This is a genomic window from Segatella sinensis (genome assembly GCF_040095255.1).
Classification (GTDB): Bacteria; Bacteroidota; Bacteroidia; order Bacteroidales; family Bacteroidaceae; genus Prevotella; species Prevotella sinensis.
Genome location: NZ_JBBNGE010000008.1, coordinates 63,664 through 81,374, shown reverse-complemented (window position 1 = coordinate 81,374; position 17,711 = coordinate 63,664). Strand labels below are relative to the sequence as shown.

Sequence of the window (17,711 nt, the reverse complement as noted above, 5' to 3'; positions counted from 1 at the left end):
TCAATTTTTTCTGTTTTAAATATTTCCTAAATATACCTTATTGATTCCTTCTTCCTCTGCAATCCTACGGGCTAGATATAAGGTTTCTCTTGGAGTAGGTATAGAATCTTTCATCCTATATTGAGGAAAGAATCTGCTGAAATGAAGAGGGCAATCGTCAAAGCCATGATCATTGAGCCATCTGCACATATCCCTTATCATACCTTCATCATCATTCACTCCTGGAATCAAGAGGTTTGTTATCTCCAGATGTACTCCAGCTTCCTTGATTGTAAGAAGAGTGTCAAGAACTGGCTGCAAATGACCGCCACATTGCTTCTGATATACTTCATCGGAGAAAGCCTTGAGGTCGATATTGGCTGCATCTATGAAAGATACAATCTCTTTCAAGGGTTCCGGGTTGATGTAACCTGCTGATACCAGAATATTCCAGAGTCCTCTCTTATGCGCTTCCTGAGCTATGTCATAGATATATTCATAGTAGGTAAGCGGCTCAGTATAGGTAAAGGCGATACCTGGCAGATGATGCTTGACGGCGATCTCTACAATTTCCAGAGGAGACAGCTCATAGAAGTCAACATTAGATGGAAGCACCTGAGAGATGTCATGGTTCTGACAGTTGAGACAGCGGAAGTTACAACCTGTACAGGACAGAGACAGACAGCGGGTTCCCGGATGAAACTCATTCAAGGGTTTCTTCTCAATAGGGTCATCAGCCAAGGCACAGGGCTTGCCATAGACCACAGAGTAAAGCCTCCCTTCAAAATTCCATCTGCTGCCGCATTTCCCATGCCTGCCTTCCGAGATGATGCAGCAATGAGGGCAAAGTTCACACATTACCGTATTGGCTGCATACCTCCCTACCCCATCCAGCTTCTTGTAAAATCTGCATTCCTTCATCATATCTAAAGATTTAGAATATTTGTAATCATCTAGCCACTAGAATACGATGGCTTCATAGGTATATAGCTCTGCCGTCTTCCAGCCATCCCATCCTATTCCGGCTTTGTCCTGAGCGCAATGGCCCAGAAATTCCTCCTTCGACCACGCTACTTCATCAGCCACCTGTGGAAGGAAGGTACCCGTATGATATCCCTTGCGCATGAAAATACCCTGTTTGCCCAATTGAAATTCATCAATGCTATGGATACGCTTCATCGGAGTGAGCACGGAGATTTCAATATCGATATCATCCAGTTCATCCAATGTAACCCCATAAAAGCGGGGATCTTCAAAGGCTGCCGCCTTAGCCATCTGTACCACAGTCTGATATAATGGCATATCTTCACCAAAATGACCGATGCAGCCTCTTAATCTCCCCTTCTTATGCAGAGAAACAAAGGCACCGCAGTGGGTCTTTAGCATATCAGATAGTCCGCTAGGCTCATACTTCTTTCCCTCAAGAGAAGCCTCGATGGTATGATAAGCGATAGACTTAAGCATCTTCTTATCATCTTGAGTCAATTCAAAGCTGGCAGCTTGAGTGGTAAATACAAAAGAATGATAGCCCACCACCTTGTCTTTTCCTCCGTATCGTGAATCACCGGAGTTGCAGTACATGATGTGATGTGGATGAATCCCTGCATTCTTTTCTGTCATCATCAGCAAGGTGGCAATAGGAGCCATGCCACAGGCACTCGTTGCCAAATTGCCGATATTGAGTTCCTGATTATGCAGTGTGGCATTAACAAAAGCCTCTGTCTTTCCTGTCATGATGCTGTCTTTGGTGAGTCCATCCACCAGTTTGGCATCCATATAGGCAGGATAATGAGAGAAGTCGCTGCTGATAACGAAAAGATTTCTTTCGTTCAGATAAGGTTTCAGGCAGCTGGCAATCTCCTTTAGTGTACTGAGTTCCTGAGTCGCGATGATAATTGGAACGATTGGCGGCATCTTCTTCATGTGGTATTGCAGGAATGGCAGTTCCACCTCCAGGCAATGTTCACTCTCATGTGCTGCTGGTACATAGGTAAAGGCATCGCTTTTAGCCATCAAATCCCTGCAAAGGGCTGTATCTACAGCTACTTCTCCCAAAGGTGTGGCGTAGGCAGAAGCACCTTCATTAATAGAAGCCTTGCCCAGATAAACATGATGGCTTGGTCCCAGAAGAAAGATATGCTCATATTCTGCCTCTGGATGGATGGCTGCAAAAGCCGATGCTGCCGTTACTCCAGAAAACACATAACCTGCATGGGGTACGATAACGGCTTGTACATGTTCCATGACAGGATTCTTGCACTGAGAGAAACAATCTCTCACATCCTGGCGAAGCTCCTTGGCATCGTCAGCATAAAAACTACCTGCTACTGCAGGTTTGCGAATCTTTGCTTCCATCATAATGCTTACCAATATTAATACGATGAATAAAACACTTCTCATATCCTCGATGTTGATGTTTGTAGCTATAGTAGCCACCTTGTTGCAAAGATAATGCAAACGAGCGCAATGAAAGCTTGCTTTCAAATTGCCGAGTGCAACTTATCTTATGCAAAGATACAATATTTGATTAAGAAAAGCGCAAGGTAAGGAAAATTTTAAATTAAATTTAATGTAACACATCTTAGTTACGAATGATATATGGCTTAGATATGATACATATCCATTCAACTTCTATCGGAGATACCCAAACTGTGCTGCCTATATACCGCTCAAAAGTATATAGGCAGCACCGATCGAAAAAGCAAGAGGCACTTAGCCCCTTGCTCCCTTTCTTAGAAGTTTGATTTGATTCTCTGAAAAACCGCATCATAAACAGTGTCAATGCTACCGAGCAGGACATTATCGCTCACGTCTAACAGTTGCCAATCTTCATCTGTCTCACAAGTGGTTTTGCCCTTGTAATACAAGGTGTTGTTCTCCACTTTGATGTTAGCCACTAGTACTTCTTCGAGTGCATTGGTATCACCAATGCTTCTTATGAGCCATCCTGCATCAAATGATTCCTCATCTTTTAAAAGGTCTATCTCCGTCACACCTTTTTCCATCATCATTTCCTTGATGGCATTCTCTATCTCATGATGCAGCTGCACCTTTCTTTTGACGAAATCTATGTATTCCATACCTTATTTATATTGTGGAGAGGTGGTTAGCCTCTCCGTTACCTATTCTACGCAACAATCTTATATTCATTGAAATATAAGTAATCATCCTCTTTCTCGTGATATTTCTGCCAGGTCTCAAGCTGTTCCACTGATATGGAATCCACCTCAAGAAGCTCAGCAATATAATGAAGGGCTTCTTTCTCCGTATTGAAGCATTCATAGTCATATGCCCCATCAAGACAAGAATCAACCACAAAGCGGCAGCTGAAATACTTGCCTTCTGAATCATTTGTGGCATAAACACAGTCACCGTCTTCTTCCACCATGAAATATACCTTCATGTCCTTGTAATGGTTTTCTAGGAAATGGCGGAAATCAGATGCTCCCCATGCTTCTTCTGCCTCGATGGAGAGCATGCCCTCACTAATTTCACAACTTTGGATGAATCCTCTGAGGTAGTAATTATTGGTGTCTCCTCCCAAAGCCCAGACGATGTTCCCTTCCCAATTCTTGTCAGTAAGATTATCGAAAGGGGTTCTTCCGTTCTCATTAAATTCCATGAAGAGGTCATATATCTCCTGAAGGTCTTTCTGCTTGCTTTCTATTCTGTAACTAGTTGATGCCCAATTTGCCATTTCCTATCTATCTTTAATTTGTGAATAATACAGCTGTTTCTCCTTCAAATGCTCCATGATGGATGCCGACAATGTGCATGCCCACTCATCACGTGGGTCATACCAACCCTGCTCATAGCAATAAGCTAGCTTGTCAATAAATGCCATCACCACCTTGAATTTCTCATTCACAAGATAACGATGGTCATTAGCCCATTCCTCACCGGTAAGCTGTGCACTGCCCATCTTGCCATTAACGAAACGTGAGAAAACGTCCGTAAACTCCTTGTCCTTTTCTGAAATCATTCTTTCCATAAAAGCTTTATTTAAAAGTTCAACATTAAAATTATATTCTAGATTTCCTGAAACCCAGCCTTTTCAAGACTTTTGTTCTGGGAGAATCCGAGATTTTTTTTAATTACATTCCAGCGTAACCTTTACCACTATGCCTTTTTTCGTGCTAAAAAGATGGGTGTCCCTATCAGGGCAGAAAACCAGGCAATGCGGCTAAAAACTTTTCGGAAAACCCAATCTTGGATTGTGGAAGGCTGCTGAACAAGTTTTTAGCAGTATAACCTTTTGAGGTGGTGCTTGGTGTCTGCCAGGACAGCCATACCTTTGCAAAGAAAAAAGCCTGTGGTAAAAAGTGCAAAGTCTGATAGGATAAAAAGTGAGGTTCACCTGACAGAACAAAAACGGAGTTATTATATATCATTATTTAGAAGTTGATTGTTTTAGAATCATCATCATCATCAAAATAGCTTTTATTATTATTCACAAGTAGAATACAGGTTTCCATTTTAACACTTTCTTGAGTTTTACTTGACAAAATAACCGGTTTTTAGTTAAAAAACGTATTTGATTGGTTTAATAGGTATTATCTGCTAAAAAAGCTGTTCCTTTGCACCCGTAATCAGGAATTTATCAATCAAATAACAATGGAAACATTTAGCATATTTGCATTAACAATGACATTCCTTCTTGCAGTCTATTATGCGATTATCATCGTCTTAGATCTCAAGAAGATAGCGCCAAGTGAAAAGAAGGCGGATGAGGAGGTTTTCAAGACCTCAACAAATCATGTTCCCCAAGTTTTGGAAGAGGAACAGCCTGTAGATGTGGATGAGGATAGTTTCCTTCATTCGTCTTCAGAAATCAGTGAAACTGGGGTGACCTCCATCGAATCTTCTCAGGAACTACCAGCTTCCATAACAGTGGAAGATGTGGAGCAAATGGATGTAAATGAGGTGTATGCAAGAATCAGCAATGCGAAAAAGGAAATGATCACCTGCAAGGCTGACGTTGAAGAGGAAATCAGTTCCAATGATTTCCTTCAAAACATGATCGATGGCGAAGCATTCATCAATAGTTTCGCCGAGAATTTAGGTGGAGTATCGATATAAACAGTATCCAAAATGAGGGATTATACTAAAGTTATGGCGATAGCAATGCTGTTGCTTTCAATCTCCCACCTGGCCATGGCCAATTGTGGAACCACTGATTATAGCGGAAACACCGGAAGACTTTATGATATGGTCACTTATGTGCTCACGATGTGCTCTTATGTAGCCCAGCTCATGTATGCCATCGCAACACTCCTGAGCTTCTATTGTGCCATCAATATCTACATAAAGATGCAAACTGGTGAAGACGGTTTTGCCAAGAGTGTGCTCATTCTAATAGGAAGTTTGATTTTTCTTGGATGTGCCACTTTTATTTTCCCGTCATTCTTCGGATTCCAATATGGGGTAACTGACCACCTATGGTAGATAAATTAGTCAAAGAATTATATAATCATTTAATTTTTCAAGAAAAAAATGAATAAACTTTTCAGTAATCTGGCAGGCGGCGCAAAGAAGGGCGCCGCAGCCACAGTAAAGAATGCAGAGGCTTTTGTCAAGAACCCTCGTATCTGTATGATGGCCATGATGCTTTTCATGGTTAGTATCACTACTTTCGCACAGGATGTGGATGCTGGTCTTGCTGCTATTGAGACTTCCACCGAGAGTTTGAAGCGATATGTGCCCGTCGTTACGAACCTCTGTTATGCCATCGCAGGTATTGTTGCCATGATTGGCGCTATTTCTGTATATGTAAAGATGAACAACGAGGAGCAGGATGTCAAGAAGAGCATCATGATGATTGTGGGTGCCTGCATCTTCCTCATTGCCGCAGCTCAGTGTTTGCCTTTGTTCTTCGGTCTTTAATATGGGCAAGAAAGACCAGGAACGATTTAAGGACTACCCGGTTTTCAAGGGACTTCAAAAACCCCTTGAATTCCTGGGTCTGAAAGGAAGGTATATCTTCTGGGCTGCTGGTGCTGTGGGAGGAGGACTCCTGGGATTTCTCATAGGCTACATCCTGTTGGGATTCCTGGCTGGACTTCTCCTGCTTACCACCTTTTTAGGCGTGGGAGGGTCCATGATATTTCTGAAGCAGCATCAGGGACTTCACAGCAAGAAAGCACCCAAGGGTATTTTCATCTTTGCTCGTTCAAAAAGTTATTAAGTAAAACAACATATAATTCAGTAAAATGGTTGCAATCGCAGTAGTAATGCTCTTAATTGCAGTGATTATAGGCATGGGTATCTCCATTTGCGCCTTTGGTACTGGAGGAAAAAGGGCCAAGGTCTTCGAGGACATTTATTTCAGCGTGGAAGATGTGAACGATATGGGAATCATCTATACCAAGGGAGGGGACTATACCGCTATACTTAAAATCAGAAATCCCATAAGAAAATATTCCGCTTCCAAGGCTAGCTATTACGATTTCATAAGCCTGTTCTCTTCTATTCTGCAACTTTTGGGGGAAGGTTATGCCCTTCATAAGCAGGATGTCTTCGTTCGCAAGCAGTTTGATATGAATAGTATTGCTGCCAAGGGAAAAAGCTCTATATCCAAACGTTTCCTTTCTGATTCGTATTTCAGGTTCTTTCATGGAAGAAGTTATGTAGCTCATGAAACCTTCCTGATGATTACAAGAAAAGGTAAGAAAGGAACCATCCACAGTTATGATCCCGCCAAATGGAAGGACTTCCTGGTGAAAATCCAGAAGGTCCATGACAGGTTGAAGGTCAGCAATGTGGAATGTTCCTTTCTCAAGGCCGAAGAATGCAAGAGGTATGCAGACCGTTTCTTTGCCATGGATTTCAAGAACGCCACAGTTTCCATGAGTGATTTCAAGGTCACCAGCGAGGAAATTGGAATGGGAAAGCACCATATCAAGGCCTATAGCCTTTTGGATGTGGATCAGGTGGGCTTGCCGGGCATGCTTCGTCCCTATTCTGAAAGCCAGGTAGGAAACAGTATTCTCTCCGAGGATTTGCTTTCTTCCATCGACTCGCTTCCCGAGGTTGATACCCTGGTGTATAATCAGGTGATCTTCCTTCCCAACCAAAAAAGGGAAATCATGAAGCTGGATAAGAAAAAGAACCGTCATGCCTCCATTCCCAATCCCAACAATCAGATTGCCGTTGAGGACATCGAAAAGGTTCAGTCTGAAATCGTCCGTAACGGCAAGATGCTCGTCTATGCCCACTATAACATGGTGGTTAAGATTTCTGGGGATAAGGATTTCCAAAAGATAACCAATTCCTTGGAGAACCTCTTCGCAAGACATAGCATCCATATATCCAAGAGAGCTTATAACCAACTGGAACTCTTCGTTGGCAGCTTCCCTGGTAATTGCTTCCGGCTTAATAAGGAATATGACAGATTTCTGACGCTCTCGGAACCGGCTCTCTGTCTGATGTATAAGGAACACCAGCAACAGGGTGACTCTTCACCCCTGAAATGCTATTACACAGACCGGCAGGGCTTGCCACTACCCATAGACATCACCGGCAAGGAAGGTAAGGTCAAATATACCAACAACTCCAATTTCTTTGTCCTGGGACCATCTGGAAGCGGTAAGAGTTTCTTCATGAACTCCGTGATGCGACAATATTATGAGCAGGATACGGACGTGGTCATCGTGGACACCGGTGACAGTTATGAGGGAATCTGCAACTACTTCGGTGGGTCTTATATCTCTTATAGCAAGGAAAAACCGATTTCAATGAATCCGTTCAAGATTTCAGAACTTGAGTATAAGGAGAACTTTGGCGAGAAGAAGAACTTCTTGAAAAGCCTGATTTTCCAACTCTTCAAGGGAACTGACTACCCAAGCAAGATTGAAGATACAGTCATCAACCAGACCATCACGGAATATTATGAGGCCTACTTCCATCCTTTTGATAACTTCAGCAAGGACGAAAGAAGGCAGATGAAGGAGATTCTTCTGCTGGAAGATAAAAAGAATGGCAAGTATGACCAATATGAAAAGGAGCTCGAGGATCGATATGAGCAATTGTCTGAGGAAAAGGACATGACTTCGAGAAATTCTCGTCTGGTCAATAAGCTACAGGCCGTGGTGGAAGATACTGCAGCTACAGAGGGTGAAAAGCAAGCAGCCCTTCACCAGCTCCAACGTTTGACTCCGGAACTCGTGGAAAAGAACTATCTCCAGCGTATCGAGCGTAAGATTGATAAGATTGAGCGCCAGAAAAGAAGTCTCAAGGTTTCTGAACTTTCCTTCAATACCTATTATGAGTTCGCCCTGGTGAGAATACCTCAGCTTATCGTTCAGCAGAAGATAGAGTTTGCTATCCATGATTTTGCCGCCATTCTCAAGCCATTCTATAAAGGTGGAGAACGATCTCATATTCTGAATAATGACCTGGATGCTACGCTGTTTGATGAAAAGTTCATCGTCTTCGAGATAGACAAGGTGAAGGATGACCCTATTCTCTTCCCTATCATTGTGCTGATCATCATGGATGTGTTCACTCAGAAAATGAGAATCAAGAAGGGCAGAAAGTGTCTGGTTATTGAAGAGGCATGGAAAGCCATAGCCACACCGGTGATGGCGAGCTATATCAAGTATCTCTATAAAACAGCTAGAAAACATTGGGCTATGGTGGGAGTGGTCACACAGGAGATTCAGGATATCACCTCCTCTCCTATCGTTAAGGAGGCCATCATCAATAATTCTGATGTCTTCATGTTGCTTGACCAGAGTAAGTTCAAGGATAAGTTCTCTGAGATCCAGTCCACTTTGGCTCTTACCGACAATGACTGCCAGAAGATCTTCACCATCAACGGCTTGGATAACAAGGAAGGCAGGTCTCCATTCATGGAAGTTTTCATCAAGCGTGGACTCAAGGGTGATGTGTTTGGCGTGGAGGAACCACCAGAGTGCTATATGGTCTATACCACGGAGAAGCAGGAGAAGGAAGCTTTGAAGCTCTACATGCAGCTCCTTCATTCTGATTACAGGACTGCGGTCGAGACCTTTGTCAGGGACTGGAAGCTCAGTGGCATCACGAAATCCTTGGATTTTTCACGAAAGGTTCTCAAGGAAAGAAAAGTATTCAATTATAAACATCCATAATATAAGACTATGCATAGATTCCTTGCATTCATCGTGCTTTCTGTTTTCATGTATTCTCCCCTTGCTGCTGTAAGCTGGAGTAGCATGAACATTGATAAGGTAACGGCTGCCGCCATGACAGCTGCTTATGAGATTGAGGCTTTGGAGGAAGGTTCCACAGCCAATAACATCAGCAAGATTCTGGAGCACTATAAGTCTGCGGGTATTGCTTCTGCTGGTATTTTCCAGAGTAAGAAGATGTTGAGGGATGCACGACGTAACCCTGGACTATTCGCTTCTGAAGAGAACTACTATTACCGCAGAATTTTCCACCTGGTGAAAGATGGCATTATGCCCAAGTTCATCACTGTGGGAGGAAAGATGCTCAAACAGCCCGAGAATGCCATCTATTGGGGTCCCTATCTTTTCAGGACAACTACCAATGTGGAGAATCTCTGCAAGCAATTTGAACTGGTAGTTACCAATGGCCGACATTCTTTCAAGGATATACCGTTTCTGATTCTCAATGAAGATCTCCAGAGATTGTTCAATCTAGCCCAACTGGGTGATGTGGATTGGATGTCGCTCTTGGGAAAGCTGGGAGATTTCGGCAAGGATATTACCCGGGAGGAAATCATGGAGGATTTTAAGAATCTGGGTAGCGTCATTGCACAGGCAGGAAAGGTTACCTATGACAGTAACTTGCAAAGTGCCAGCAAGATTGGGGAAATATTCAAAGCAAAGCCTAAGGAGATAGCCCAGATGTATGAGTCTTTCAAGGACCATTATCAAACCTTTAAGGATGCCGACAACATCAAGGAGATGCTGTTTGCCGTAGTGGGTGAAGGCAACGAAGATGCAGTGGAAAGGCTTTTTCAAACCAGCCACTACAACCTTACAGGCTATATCTCTTCCTATCTCAAGGAACTCCAAGGGCAGTATTATACCCAGAGATGGTATATCTATAAGCATGATGTGGGTTCTGAGATCCTATGTGATTACTCCCCACCCAGCTATGAGTCCTATGGTGACCAGCGGTGGAATGAGGCATGGCATGTTCATGCCAGTGGGAAAAAGAGGGATTCCTATTCCAAGATTCCCTGTTATAAGAATCTTACTCTAGAAGAGGAGGGAGTCGTGAAGAACAAGCTTTTCAAGCTTACAGAATGGAATACTGCCAAATGCCAGGCTTATAATGAACAGAATCCTGGGCACGAGTGCAAGGTTCAATACTTCAAAAAGCATGAGGACCGGCAACGGCACTATAAGGGTGGAACATTCAAGCATTCCTATGATGAACGCTATTGCTTCAACTCCTATGCGGTGCGGGTTACTGACTCTTGGGATATCAGAGAAGAAGTGTATGAGGAAATCTTTGATTCTCAAACCATGGATAAGACAACCTTCATGAATCAGATGAAGGCACGCCTGGAAGGCTATAAGGAAGAAAATGAAGCTTATTTGAAGGATCATCCTTCTGTGACTTTTCTGCTGGGAAGTGATACTCCACGCTACTATTCCATGGCCGATGAAAAGAAGATGGAGGGTTGCAATACCGTGAGTTTCATAGCTCAATGTGAAGATGGAGCATCACTTGGTGAGGGTTCTTTCAACTGGAAGGAAAACGGCGCCCAGGGAAATCATCTGGAATGGCCGAAGTCCAAGGACTTTGCCATGTCCCATTCTCCCGTACTAGAGGATGATGGTTCCAAGGAACTCATCAGGCAGCAAAAGGAATTATCTGATCAGGTGAACGCTCTCAGATCCGAGATCAGTTCCAACGATACCCAGTTGAGATCTCTCCTTGCCAGGATCAATCAGGCTAAAAGATATAAGAACTATCCTTTGGCAGAGAAACTGCAAACACAGTATGATGCCCTTTCCAAGGACAATACCCTTCTCAAGAAGCAGCTTGGACATACAGAAAATAAACTCTCTCAGGTTGGCAATGCCCTGGATGAGTACTATCAGGATATGAATGACAACCTGGATGGTCCCTATCGGATCCCTTCCAACATGGTCAGTCTTGCCTCGATGTATCATATTCAATGGCTGGATGAGGGGGAATGGGTGCAGGGCAGTGATGAATATGTCTTTGTAAGGCACGGCTATTGTCCGGATGCCAAGACTGCTGTTACCTATACTGCCACTTTGAAGCTGAGTCGAAAGCCCAAGTATGTTCTAGGTGTCAGGATTCATCGTGCTATTCTCTCTGTGGACTTTAAGCTTACCTCTAGCAGCAGTTCAGAAACAGTACTTGAAGTTCTGAAGCTCGATATGAGCCAGACAGAGCAGCAAAGAGCCGATGAGGTCAACAAGCATCTGAAACAGTGGATGGCTGACCTTCCCAGCTGCAGCATCGCGGTGAGATACAACTATTCAACCCAGGTTGCAGATGAAGAGGATGATGAAGACGGTATCCATCTTCTTCTGGCCAGTGACCGCCTTCAGGTGGCACGATATGTAGAGCAGGAGCTCACTAAGATCTTTGCACAGCTGGTTCTCATAGAAAAGGTAATGACTCAGAGGGAGAGTATTCTTGACTTCCTTAAGAGGCAGATCATTGAGGTAGTGAGCAGAGAAGGAAGAACGGACATAGCTGACTATGCCCTCAGACGTTGGGAAGATGCCAGCTTGAAGGCTATGAAGAAATCCTCTTCTCCGGGCAATAGCGAAAGTCCATAAAATGGTAACATAACAATTAACAAATGACATTTCAATGCAATGAGTAATTTCCAACTTCAATCCTTTTTTCGAAGGAATATTTTGGCTTTCATGATGGCCATCCTGCCCTCAGCCATGTGGGCACAGGATGATCCTCTTTCTCTGGAAGCCATGATAGACAACCATAAGACAGTAAGAACGGTGCTGGATGTCAGAGCCATTATGGAACTAGGTGTGTATGAATATCATAAGGAAAGTAGCAAGAAAATCACGGATTACAGGAAAATAGAAGACCAGCTGGATAAATATAAACGAGGTTTTGAGATTCTGGACCTGGTTCTGCAGGGTACTGCTACAGCCTTCCATGGGGTGAATACCTACCATAGCATCAAACGTAACATAGAGGGATATTGGAAACTCGTTGATACCTATCACGACAAGATTCTCTCACATGGAGCAGTATGGTCATCAGATACCCTGATTCTCAACACGAGTTCCAGAACCGTGGATGAAATCAAACTGGAGACCGAGAATCTCTACAAGTCATATATGGACTTGTCACTCATTCTCTCAGGAGCTTCGGAATGTTCCACGGCCAATCTGATGAAGATTCTAAACAGCATCAATGAAAGTATGGATCAAATCGACTATGCTATCTATCATGCCTATCTGGACATCCATACATATATGACCATCCGCCTTGGTTACTGGAAAAAGGAAATCTTCATGGCCCGGGGAATCAAGGAAATCGTCAAAGACTCCTATACCAGGTGGCTGGCCGCTGGAAATGAGGCGCATGCCTGTATTCAGGAGAAAAAGCCATTTAGCCATCTGCCTCTGGGGGGTGGTAGTTTAATAGGAGGAAGAAAAGATTAAAATAGAAAGCAATCATGAAACGACTTCATATTAGAAGGCTATTTCTAGCCTTATTCTTGCTGGCAGGTCTCAGTCTACAGGCTCAGGAGGTGACTTATATCCATGAGCGAGATATCATGAACCAGTTCACTACGATGGAAACTGGCAAGGGCAGTCTCTCGCCGGCCTGGTATTACAATGCATTCCATAAGAACTATCAGAAGGATGCCAACGTCAGGAACAAGCTTCTCTACCGAACGGAGGTGATGGCAAACACCATGAAGGAAGTGAATGAAGCAGAGAAGATAGATTCCAGCTATGTAAAACGGACCAAGGTTGAAGCCCTCAACATCACTTCCCGTTCATCAATCTCGGATATGTCATGGACGTTGGAAAAGAGCAAACTTGATCGGAAGATGGAGCTGTTTAACAAAAACATCAATCATATCGTCTCCTACGGAGGTAGCCCCAGTGATTATCAGAGCTGGCGCAATATTTACAATTGTCTTGAAATGGCCATCAAGGTCACCCATGAATCCTATCAGGACCTGGGTATGAGAAAAAAAGAATATCTTGCTATCTATCAGGATATTGTCAAGAGAAATATGACCTTGGTCAGACAACTTCTTTATTGGAACTCTCTGAAGAAGGGAAAGAAATTTACAGAGAATGATACCAAGATGGAACGAGGCAGTTCCAATACTGTTATAGCTGCTGATGCCTATAGACGATGGCAGGCAGCCATGGCTGTGGATGGCTTTGCTGGTAGCAAGCCCTGAGAAAAGTAGAAACAAAAAATAGAAAAGAAATACAATGGCATTTACATCTTTAATCTTGGACACTTCCACTGGCAGTGTCACAAGTGGAATGAGCAGCTATCTCTCAGACCTCTCCAAGACCATTGGCGTGGATCTGTTTGAGGAAGATATAGACAATGTTGTGTTCCAGACAAATGAGTTTCTGTGCAATGCAGATTTCATCGGTTCACAAGGTCCCTTCTGGTGGATTCTCCAGATGTGTATGGCACTGGGTGCTCTGTTTTCCATTATCGTAGCAGGTTCCATGTCCTACAAGATGCTGGTCAAGGGTGAACCTATCGATGTGATAAAAATCATGAAGATCCTGGGCATTGCCCTGGTGATGTGCTTCTGGTATCCCTCTTCCACCAATAATAAAGGAAGTATCCTGGATGCGCTGGCCTTCATTCCCAACTGCATAGGTTCCTATACCCATGATCTTTATGAAGCTGAAGCAGTACAGGTAAGTGAGAAATATAATGAGCTTATGCCGCTGATTCAGAAGAGGGATTCCCTATATCACAAGGTTGCCCCTTCCCAAAAAGTGGCCAAGGAGCTCATCTTGAGCGAACTTGTACAGGATGCCACCATGCAGGTGGAAGGAGTTGAATCCAATCAGGAAGGCGAGCAGCTGGCGCAGGAAGCCGCTGATAGAACGGTGTTTGCCGGCCTGATCATAGGACTTGATAAAATCGTCATGTTCCTGGCTCTTGTCATCTACCGAATCGGATGGTGGAGTACCATATTCTGCCAACAGATCATCTTGGGCATGCTTACCATCTTCGGTCCTATCCAGTGGGCATTTTCCGTTTTGCCTAAATGGGAAGGGGCCTGGGCAAAATGGCTCACACGATATCTGACAGTGCATCTATATGGAGCCATGCTCTACTTCGTAGGCTTCTATGTGCTCCTGCTATTTGATATCGTGATCAGTGTGCAGGTGGAGAACCTCTCTGTCATCACAGCAGGAAAGGGGGAGATTACAGGCTATATTCAAAATGCCTTCATGACCTGCGGTTATCTGCTGGTGGCCTCAATCGTTTCCCTGAAATGTTTAAATCTGGTTCCAGACCTGGCAGCATGGATGATTCCAGAGGGAGATACTGCCTTCTCCACTCGTAACTTCGGCGAGGGAGTGGCTGTTTCAGCCAAGCAAAGTGCCATGAGTTTGATGCCGAAATCGTAAAATCCTATAAATCATTTGAAATAATGGCCGTATTACAGAATTTAGAAAACAAGATTAAAATGGTAATGATCATCAGCAGCCTCTTTCTCATAGGCTGCGTGGTCATCAGCCTTGGCAGCATAGTCATTGCTAGAGGTATGGTAAGTGATGCCCAGAAAAAGGTATATGTCTTGGATGGAAATGTCCCGGTTCTTGTCAAGCAGACCACCATGGAAGAGACCTTCGATGTAGAGGCAAAGAGTGATATTGAGATGTTTCATCATTTCTTCTTCACATTGGCTCCTGATGACAAGTATATCCGCTATACCATGGAGAAAGCCATGTATCTCATAGATGAGACAGGACTTGCCCAGTATAATGCACTGAAGGAAAAGGGATTCTATAACAATTTGATAGGAACATCCACCATCTGCAGTATTTTCTGTGACAGTATCCGGCTGAACAAGGATTCTCTTACCTTTACCTATTATGGCAGACAGCGGATTGAGCGTAGAACCAATATCCTCATGCGTGAAATCGTGACAGCTGGTAATCTGAAGAAGGTGCCTAGAACGGAAAATAATCCCCATGGCATCTTGATTACCAACTGGCGTACCCTTTACAACAGGGATTTGGAGGAGAGAAAGAAATCTGAGTATTAATCCTTACACATTATATATAATGAATTTAAAGAAAATGGTTATGGGTGAAGAAATGCCTAGCAAGGATGACCCAAAGTACAAGGAAAGATATCAAAAGGAAAGAGAAGCCGGAATGAGATTTGCCGAGAAATCAGGCATCAATTTTCTGGTTTCAAAGGTTCAGCTCTTTGCCAACAGTCACCGGATAGGATTCATCGCACTGGTGTTTACCTTCGTGATTGGCTGTCTTGGTATCAATGTCCTGAACATGGTAAGATCATATAAGCAGCATGCCAGTAGACGAACCACAGCTGTGGAAAAGGTGGATTCTGCCTTATTGAAACGTCAACAGACCAAATAGCAATCATAAGATGAAGACAAATAAGATTAATTTCAGACAGGGAAAGTATTATCTCCCCTTGGTCATATATGTTCTCGCTTTATTCATTGGGTACGAACTTATTGATGCCTTTCAAATGAAGATTCCGGAAACGGGAAATGGCAATCTCAAGACAACAGATTACCTTTCCAGTGCGCTTCCTGATGCCAAGACTGACAGCTTGTTAGGCAGTAAGATGGATAATACGGAAAGGAAATATGGCAGAATCACTGACCTTACCGGCCTAGAGGGCATGGAGAGTGATCGTGATTCTGTGAGAAAAAAGGAAGAATTTGAGTCTCAGTACAACAAGAAGGAGGCTGAACTGATCAAAAAACAGGAAGCTGAACAGGAAGAGCTCAAGAAACTCAGGGCTATGCAAAGTCGTGTGAGAGAAAATTCCTCCAGAGAATCTGTCTCAAATGATGAGTTTGTGGCTCCAGTAAGCAATTCTGAAATTGCCCGTCTGCAACGAAAGCGAAGAACCCAAAGCTGGGAAGAGATGAATAGAAATCTTTCTGGTGTGGCTTCTTTCTATGATTCAGGTGAGAATGAAGAAGAACGTTCATCCAGCAGATTCCGTTCTTCCGGCAAAGCAAACTCTTCTGATATTCATGAAGAAAGAAAGGATTCGCATGTTAAGAGTCATGAGACGGTATCTTCTTCAACGGATGAAACTCCAGAGATGGTTACCAAGAAGAGTAAAGATGTATCCGATTACTTCAATACCCTTGGCATTGAAAAAAACAAAAGCAAACTTATCTCTGCCATTATTGATGAAGAGGTGAAGGCCGTTGATGGAACCAGAGTTCGTCTGCGTCTCCTGGATGACATTGAAATCGGAGGCACCACTGTCAATAAGGGTACTTATATCTATGCCCAGATGAGTGATTTCGGCAAACAAAGGGTCAAGGGTAAGGTGGAGAGCATCTTCTTTGAGGAAGAAATCCTGAGAGTCAACCTTTCCCTCTATGATACTGATGGGTTGGAAGGTCTCTATGTTCCTCAAAGCAGTTTCAGAGAAACAACCAAGGACATAGCCTCTTCTGCTACTCAAGGCAGCAATTTGATGGAATCATCCACAGGAGGTACAGGTATCAAGAGCTGGGCTTCGAGAACCATGTCCAATGCTTCCCAAAAGGCAATGAACGCTCTGGGAAGAAATGTCAAGAAGAACAGAGCCAAGCTCAAGTATGGAACCAAAGTGTATTTGGTGGATACATCTTCCAAACATGGCAGGACAAAATTATAAACCATTTAATAGCATTTGCGACAAAATTATAAGAAATGAAACAGTTCAAGAATAAAGTATTGACACTCATCGTGATGTGTCTGTTCAGTATGGGAGTCATGGCACAGAAAACATTTTATGATATGGAACGCCTCACAGTTAATGAGAATGTATCTTCCATCATCACAGCATCAGAGCCTATCCGCATGGTGGATATCTCTACGGATTCCATCGTGGGTGACAAGCCTTTGGATAATGTCATCCGACTCAAGCCCACCTCTTCCCATCATCAGGATGGTGAGGTGATGGGTATTGTGACCATCATCACTGAACGTTATCGCGTGCAATATGCCCTGGTTTATACAAGCAAGATGGAAGAGGCTGTAGCAGATAAGGAAGTGGAGCTTGTTGAACGAAATGCCTTCCATAATCCTGAGATCAGCATGTCGACCCAAGATATGGTGGCATATGCCATGAAGGTATGGAATTCACCAGCCAAGTATAGGGGAACCTACAGCAATCATCATAAACTGAAGATGCGTCTCAACAACATCTATGTTGTGGGAGAATACATCTTTGTGGATTTCTCAGTAGAGAATCTTACCAATTTGCAGTTTGATATTGATGAGCTGCGCTTCAAGCTTCAGGATAAGAAGCAGCAGAAGGCCACCAATGTCCAGACCCTGGAGCTTAAACCGGCACTGCTTCTTGATAGAAGCTTATCTTTCAAGAAGGGTTATAGAAATGTAGCCGTCTTGAAGAAGATGACTTTCCCTAACGATAAGGTTCTCTCAATTGAACTTAGCGAGAAGCAAATCAGTGGTAGAACCATCTCTCTGCAGCTCGATTACGAAGATGTGCTCTCTGCAGATTCCTTCTCCTCCCTCCTACTGCGTGAACAATAAAAGCAAGAA

Annotated in this window: 18 protein-coding genes; 13 read left to right on the top strand and 5 right to left on the bottom strand. The window is 43.5% G+C overall.

The window, feature by feature from the left end:
- Positions 1–15: 15 nt before the first annotated feature.
- The 5 genes from amrS to AAAT87_RS03855 all read right to left on the bottom strand — a co-directional run bounded on the left by amrS (position 16) and on the right by AAAT87_RS03855 (position 3,970).
- Complete coding sequence (gene amrS, locus AAAT87_RS03875) at positions 16–903, bottom strand: AmmeMemoRadiSam system radical SAM enzyme (RefSeq protein ID WP_349225689.1); 888 nt, start codon at positions 901–903, stop codon at positions 16–18.
- 36 nt (positions 904–939) lie between these two features.
- Positions 940–2,337 carry an AmmeMemoRadiSam system protein B gene (gene amrB, locus AAAT87_RS03870; protein ID WP_349225688.1) on the bottom strand — a complete coding sequence of 466 codons (1,398 nt, stop codon included), beginning with the start codon at positions 2,335–2,337 and terminating at the stop codon, positions 940–942.
- Between the two features lie 374 nt (positions 2,338–2,711).
- Positions 2,712–3,059, bottom strand: a complete 348-nt coding sequence (locus AAAT87_RS03865; RefSeq protein ID WP_349225687.1) for a hypothetical protein — start codon at positions 3,057–3,059, stop codon at positions 2,712–2,714.
- Between the two features lie 47 nt (positions 3,060–3,106).
- Positions 3,107–3,676 carry a hypothetical protein gene (locus tag AAAT87_RS03860; protein ID WP_349225686.1) on the bottom strand — a complete coding sequence of 190 codons (570 nt, stop codon included), beginning with the start codon at positions 3,674–3,676 and terminating at the stop codon, positions 3,107–3,109.
- A gap of 3 nt (positions 3,677–3,679) precedes the next feature.
- Complete coding sequence (locus tag AAAT87_RS03855) at positions 3,680–3,970, bottom strand: sulfide:quinone reductase (RefSeq protein WP_089543597.1); 291 nt, start codon at positions 3,968–3,970, stop codon at positions 3,680–3,682.
- Positions 3,971–4,593: 623 nt separating this feature from the next.
- Between AAAT87_RS03855 and AAAT87_RS03850 the strand changes: the two genes are divergently transcribed.
- The 13 genes from AAAT87_RS03850 (at position 4,594) to traN (ending at position 17,702) form a co-directional block, all read left to right on the top strand.
- Positions 4,594–5,058, top strand: coding sequence for a hypothetical protein (locus AAAT87_RS03850; RefSeq protein ID WP_349225685.1), 465 nt, complete (start codon positions 4,594–4,596; stop codon positions 5,056–5,058).
- 33 nt (positions 5,059–5,091) lie between these two features.
- A complete protein-coding gene (locus AAAT87_RS03845; protein ID WP_254918884.1) occupies positions 5,092–5,424 on the top strand; it encodes a DUF4134 family protein in 333 nt (110 codons plus the stop codon).
- Between the two features lie 48 nt (positions 5,425–5,472).
- Positions 5,473–5,862 (top strand): DUF4134 domain-containing protein, encoded by a 390-nt coding sequence (locus AAAT87_RS03840; protein WP_428848539.1) that lies wholly within the window; start codon positions 5,473–5,475, stop codon positions 5,860–5,862.
- A 1-nt stretch (position 5,863) separates the two neighbouring features.
- Positions 5,864–6,163: a DUF4133 domain-containing protein gene (locus AAAT87_RS03835; protein ID WP_218420791.1), complete on the top strand. Its 300-nt coding sequence runs from the start codon at positions 5,864–5,866 to the stop codon at positions 6,161–6,163.
- Positions 6,164–6,188: 25 nt separating this feature from the next.
- On the top strand, positions 6,189–9,086 hold the full coding sequence (locus AAAT87_RS03830; RefSeq protein ID WP_349225684.1) for a TraG/VirB4 family ATPase: 2,898 nt from the start codon (positions 6,189–6,191) through the stop codon (positions 9,084–9,086).
- Positions 9,087–9,095: 9 nt separating this feature from the next.
- Complete coding sequence (locus AAAT87_RS03825; RefSeq protein ID WP_349225683.1) at positions 9,096–11,750, top strand: hypothetical protein; 2,655 nt, start codon at positions 9,096–9,098, stop codon at positions 11,748–11,750.
- Between the two features lie 81 nt (positions 11,751–11,831).
- Positions 11,832–12,605: a hypothetical protein gene (locus AAAT87_RS03820; protein ID WP_349225682.1), complete on the top strand. Its 774-nt coding sequence runs from the start codon at positions 11,832–11,834 to the stop codon at positions 12,603–12,605.
- Positions 12,606–12,619: 14 nt separating this feature from the next.
- Positions 12,620–13,363: a DUF5045 domain-containing protein gene (locus AAAT87_RS03815; RefSeq protein ID WP_349225681.1), complete on the top strand. Its 744-nt coding sequence runs from the start codon at positions 12,620–12,622 to the stop codon at positions 13,361–13,363.
- 88 nt (positions 13,364–13,451) lie between these two features.
- Positions 13,452–14,567, top strand: coding sequence for a hypothetical protein (locus AAAT87_RS03810; RefSeq protein ID WP_218420817.1), 1,116 nt, complete (start codon positions 13,452–13,454; stop codon positions 14,565–14,567).
- A gap of 23 nt (positions 14,568–14,590) precedes the next feature.
- On the top strand, positions 14,591–15,208 hold the full coding sequence (traK, locus tag AAAT87_RS03805) for a conjugative transposon protein TraK (protein ID WP_089543213.1): 618 nt from the start codon (positions 14,591–14,593) through the stop codon (positions 15,206–15,208).
- 40 nt (positions 15,209–15,248) lie between these two features.
- The gene (locus tag AAAT87_RS03800; protein ID WP_254918845.1) at positions 15,249–15,548 is read left to right on the top strand and encodes a hypothetical protein; all 300 of its coding nucleotides are present in this window, start codon (positions 15,249–15,251) and stop codon (positions 15,546–15,548) included.
- Between the two features lie 115 nt (positions 15,549–15,663).
- Positions 15,664–16,818 carry a conjugative transposon protein TraM gene (locus AAAT87_RS03795; RefSeq protein ID WP_349225680.1) on the top strand — a complete coding sequence of 385 codons (1,155 nt, stop codon included), beginning with the start codon at positions 15,664–15,666 and terminating at the stop codon, positions 16,816–16,818.
- A 35-nt stretch (positions 16,819–16,853) separates the two neighbouring features.
- A complete protein-coding gene (gene traN, locus AAAT87_RS03790; protein ID WP_487250783.1) occupies positions 16,854–17,702 on the top strand; it encodes a conjugative transposon protein TraN in 849 nt (282 codons plus the stop codon).
- Positions 17,703–17,711 lie beyond the last annotated feature (9 nt).

What these genes read in the sequence shown, in the direction of transcription:
- AAAT87_RS03800 (WP_254918845.1), top strand. Translation starts at nt 15,249, where the DNA reads ATGGGTGAAGAAATGCCTAGCAAGGATGACCCAAAGTACAAGGAAAGA.
- AAAT87_RS03840 (WP_428848539.1), top strand. Translation starts at nt 5,473, where the DNA reads ATGAATAAACTTTTCAGTAATCTGGCAGGCGGCGCAAAGAAGGGCGCC.
- AAAT87_RS03865 (WP_349225687.1), bottom strand. Translation starts at nt 3,059, where the DNA reads ATGGAATACATAGATTTCGTCAAAAGAAAGGTGCAGCTGCATCATGAG.
- amrS (WP_349225689.1), bottom strand. Translation starts at nt 903, where the DNA reads ATGATGAAGGAATGCAGATTTTACAAGAAGCTGGATGGGGTAGGGAGG.
- AAAT87_RS03825 (WP_349225683.1), top strand. Translation starts at nt 9,096, where the DNA reads ATGCATAGATTCCTTGCATTCATCGTGCTTTCTGTTTTCATGTATTCT.
- traK (WP_089543213.1), top strand. Translation starts at nt 14,591, where the DNA reads ATGGCCGTATTACAGAATTTAGAAAACAAGATTAAAATGGTAATGATC.
- traN (WP_487250783.1), top strand. Translation starts at nt 16,854, where the DNA reads ATGAAACAGTTCAAGAATAAAGTATTGACACTCATCGTGATGTGTCTG.
- AAAT87_RS03850 (WP_349225685.1), top strand. Translation starts at nt 4,594, where the DNA reads ATGGAAACATTTAGCATATTTGCATTAACAATGACATTCCTTCTTGCA.
- AAAT87_RS03860 (WP_349225686.1), bottom strand. Translation starts at nt 3,676, where the DNA reads ATGGCAAATTGGGCATCAACTAGTTACAGAATAGAAAGCAAGCAGAAA.
- AAAT87_RS03795 (WP_349225680.1), top strand. Translation starts at nt 15,664, where the DNA reads ATGAAGATTCCGGAAACGGGAAATGGCAATCTCAAGACAACAGATTAC.
- AAAT87_RS03810 (WP_218420817.1), top strand. Translation starts at nt 13,452, where the DNA reads ATGAGCAGCTATCTCTCAGACCTCTCCAAGACCATTGGCGTGGATCTG.
- AAAT87_RS03855 (WP_089543597.1), bottom strand. Translation starts at nt 3,970, where the DNA reads ATGGAAAGAATGATTTCAGAAAAGGACAAGGAGTTTACGGACGTTTTC.
- AAAT87_RS03845 (WP_254918884.1), top strand. Translation starts at nt 5,092, where the DNA reads ATGGCGATAGCAATGCTGTTGCTTTCAATCTCCCACCTGGCCATGGCC.
- AAAT87_RS03815 (WP_349225681.1), top strand. Translation starts at nt 12,620, where the DNA reads ATGAAACGACTTCATATTAGAAGGCTATTTCTAGCCTTATTCTTGCTG.
- AAAT87_RS03830 (WP_349225684.1), top strand. Translation starts at nt 6,189, where the DNA reads ATGGTTGCAATCGCAGTAGTAATGCTCTTAATTGCAGTGATTATAGGC.
- AAAT87_RS03835 (WP_218420791.1), top strand. Translation starts at nt 5,864, where the DNA reads ATGGGCAAGAAAGACCAGGAACGATTTAAGGACTACCCGGTTTTCAAG.
- amrB (WP_349225688.1), bottom strand. Translation starts at nt 2,337, where the DNA reads ATGATGGAAGCAAAGATTCGCAAACCTGCAGTAGCAGGTAGTTTTTAT.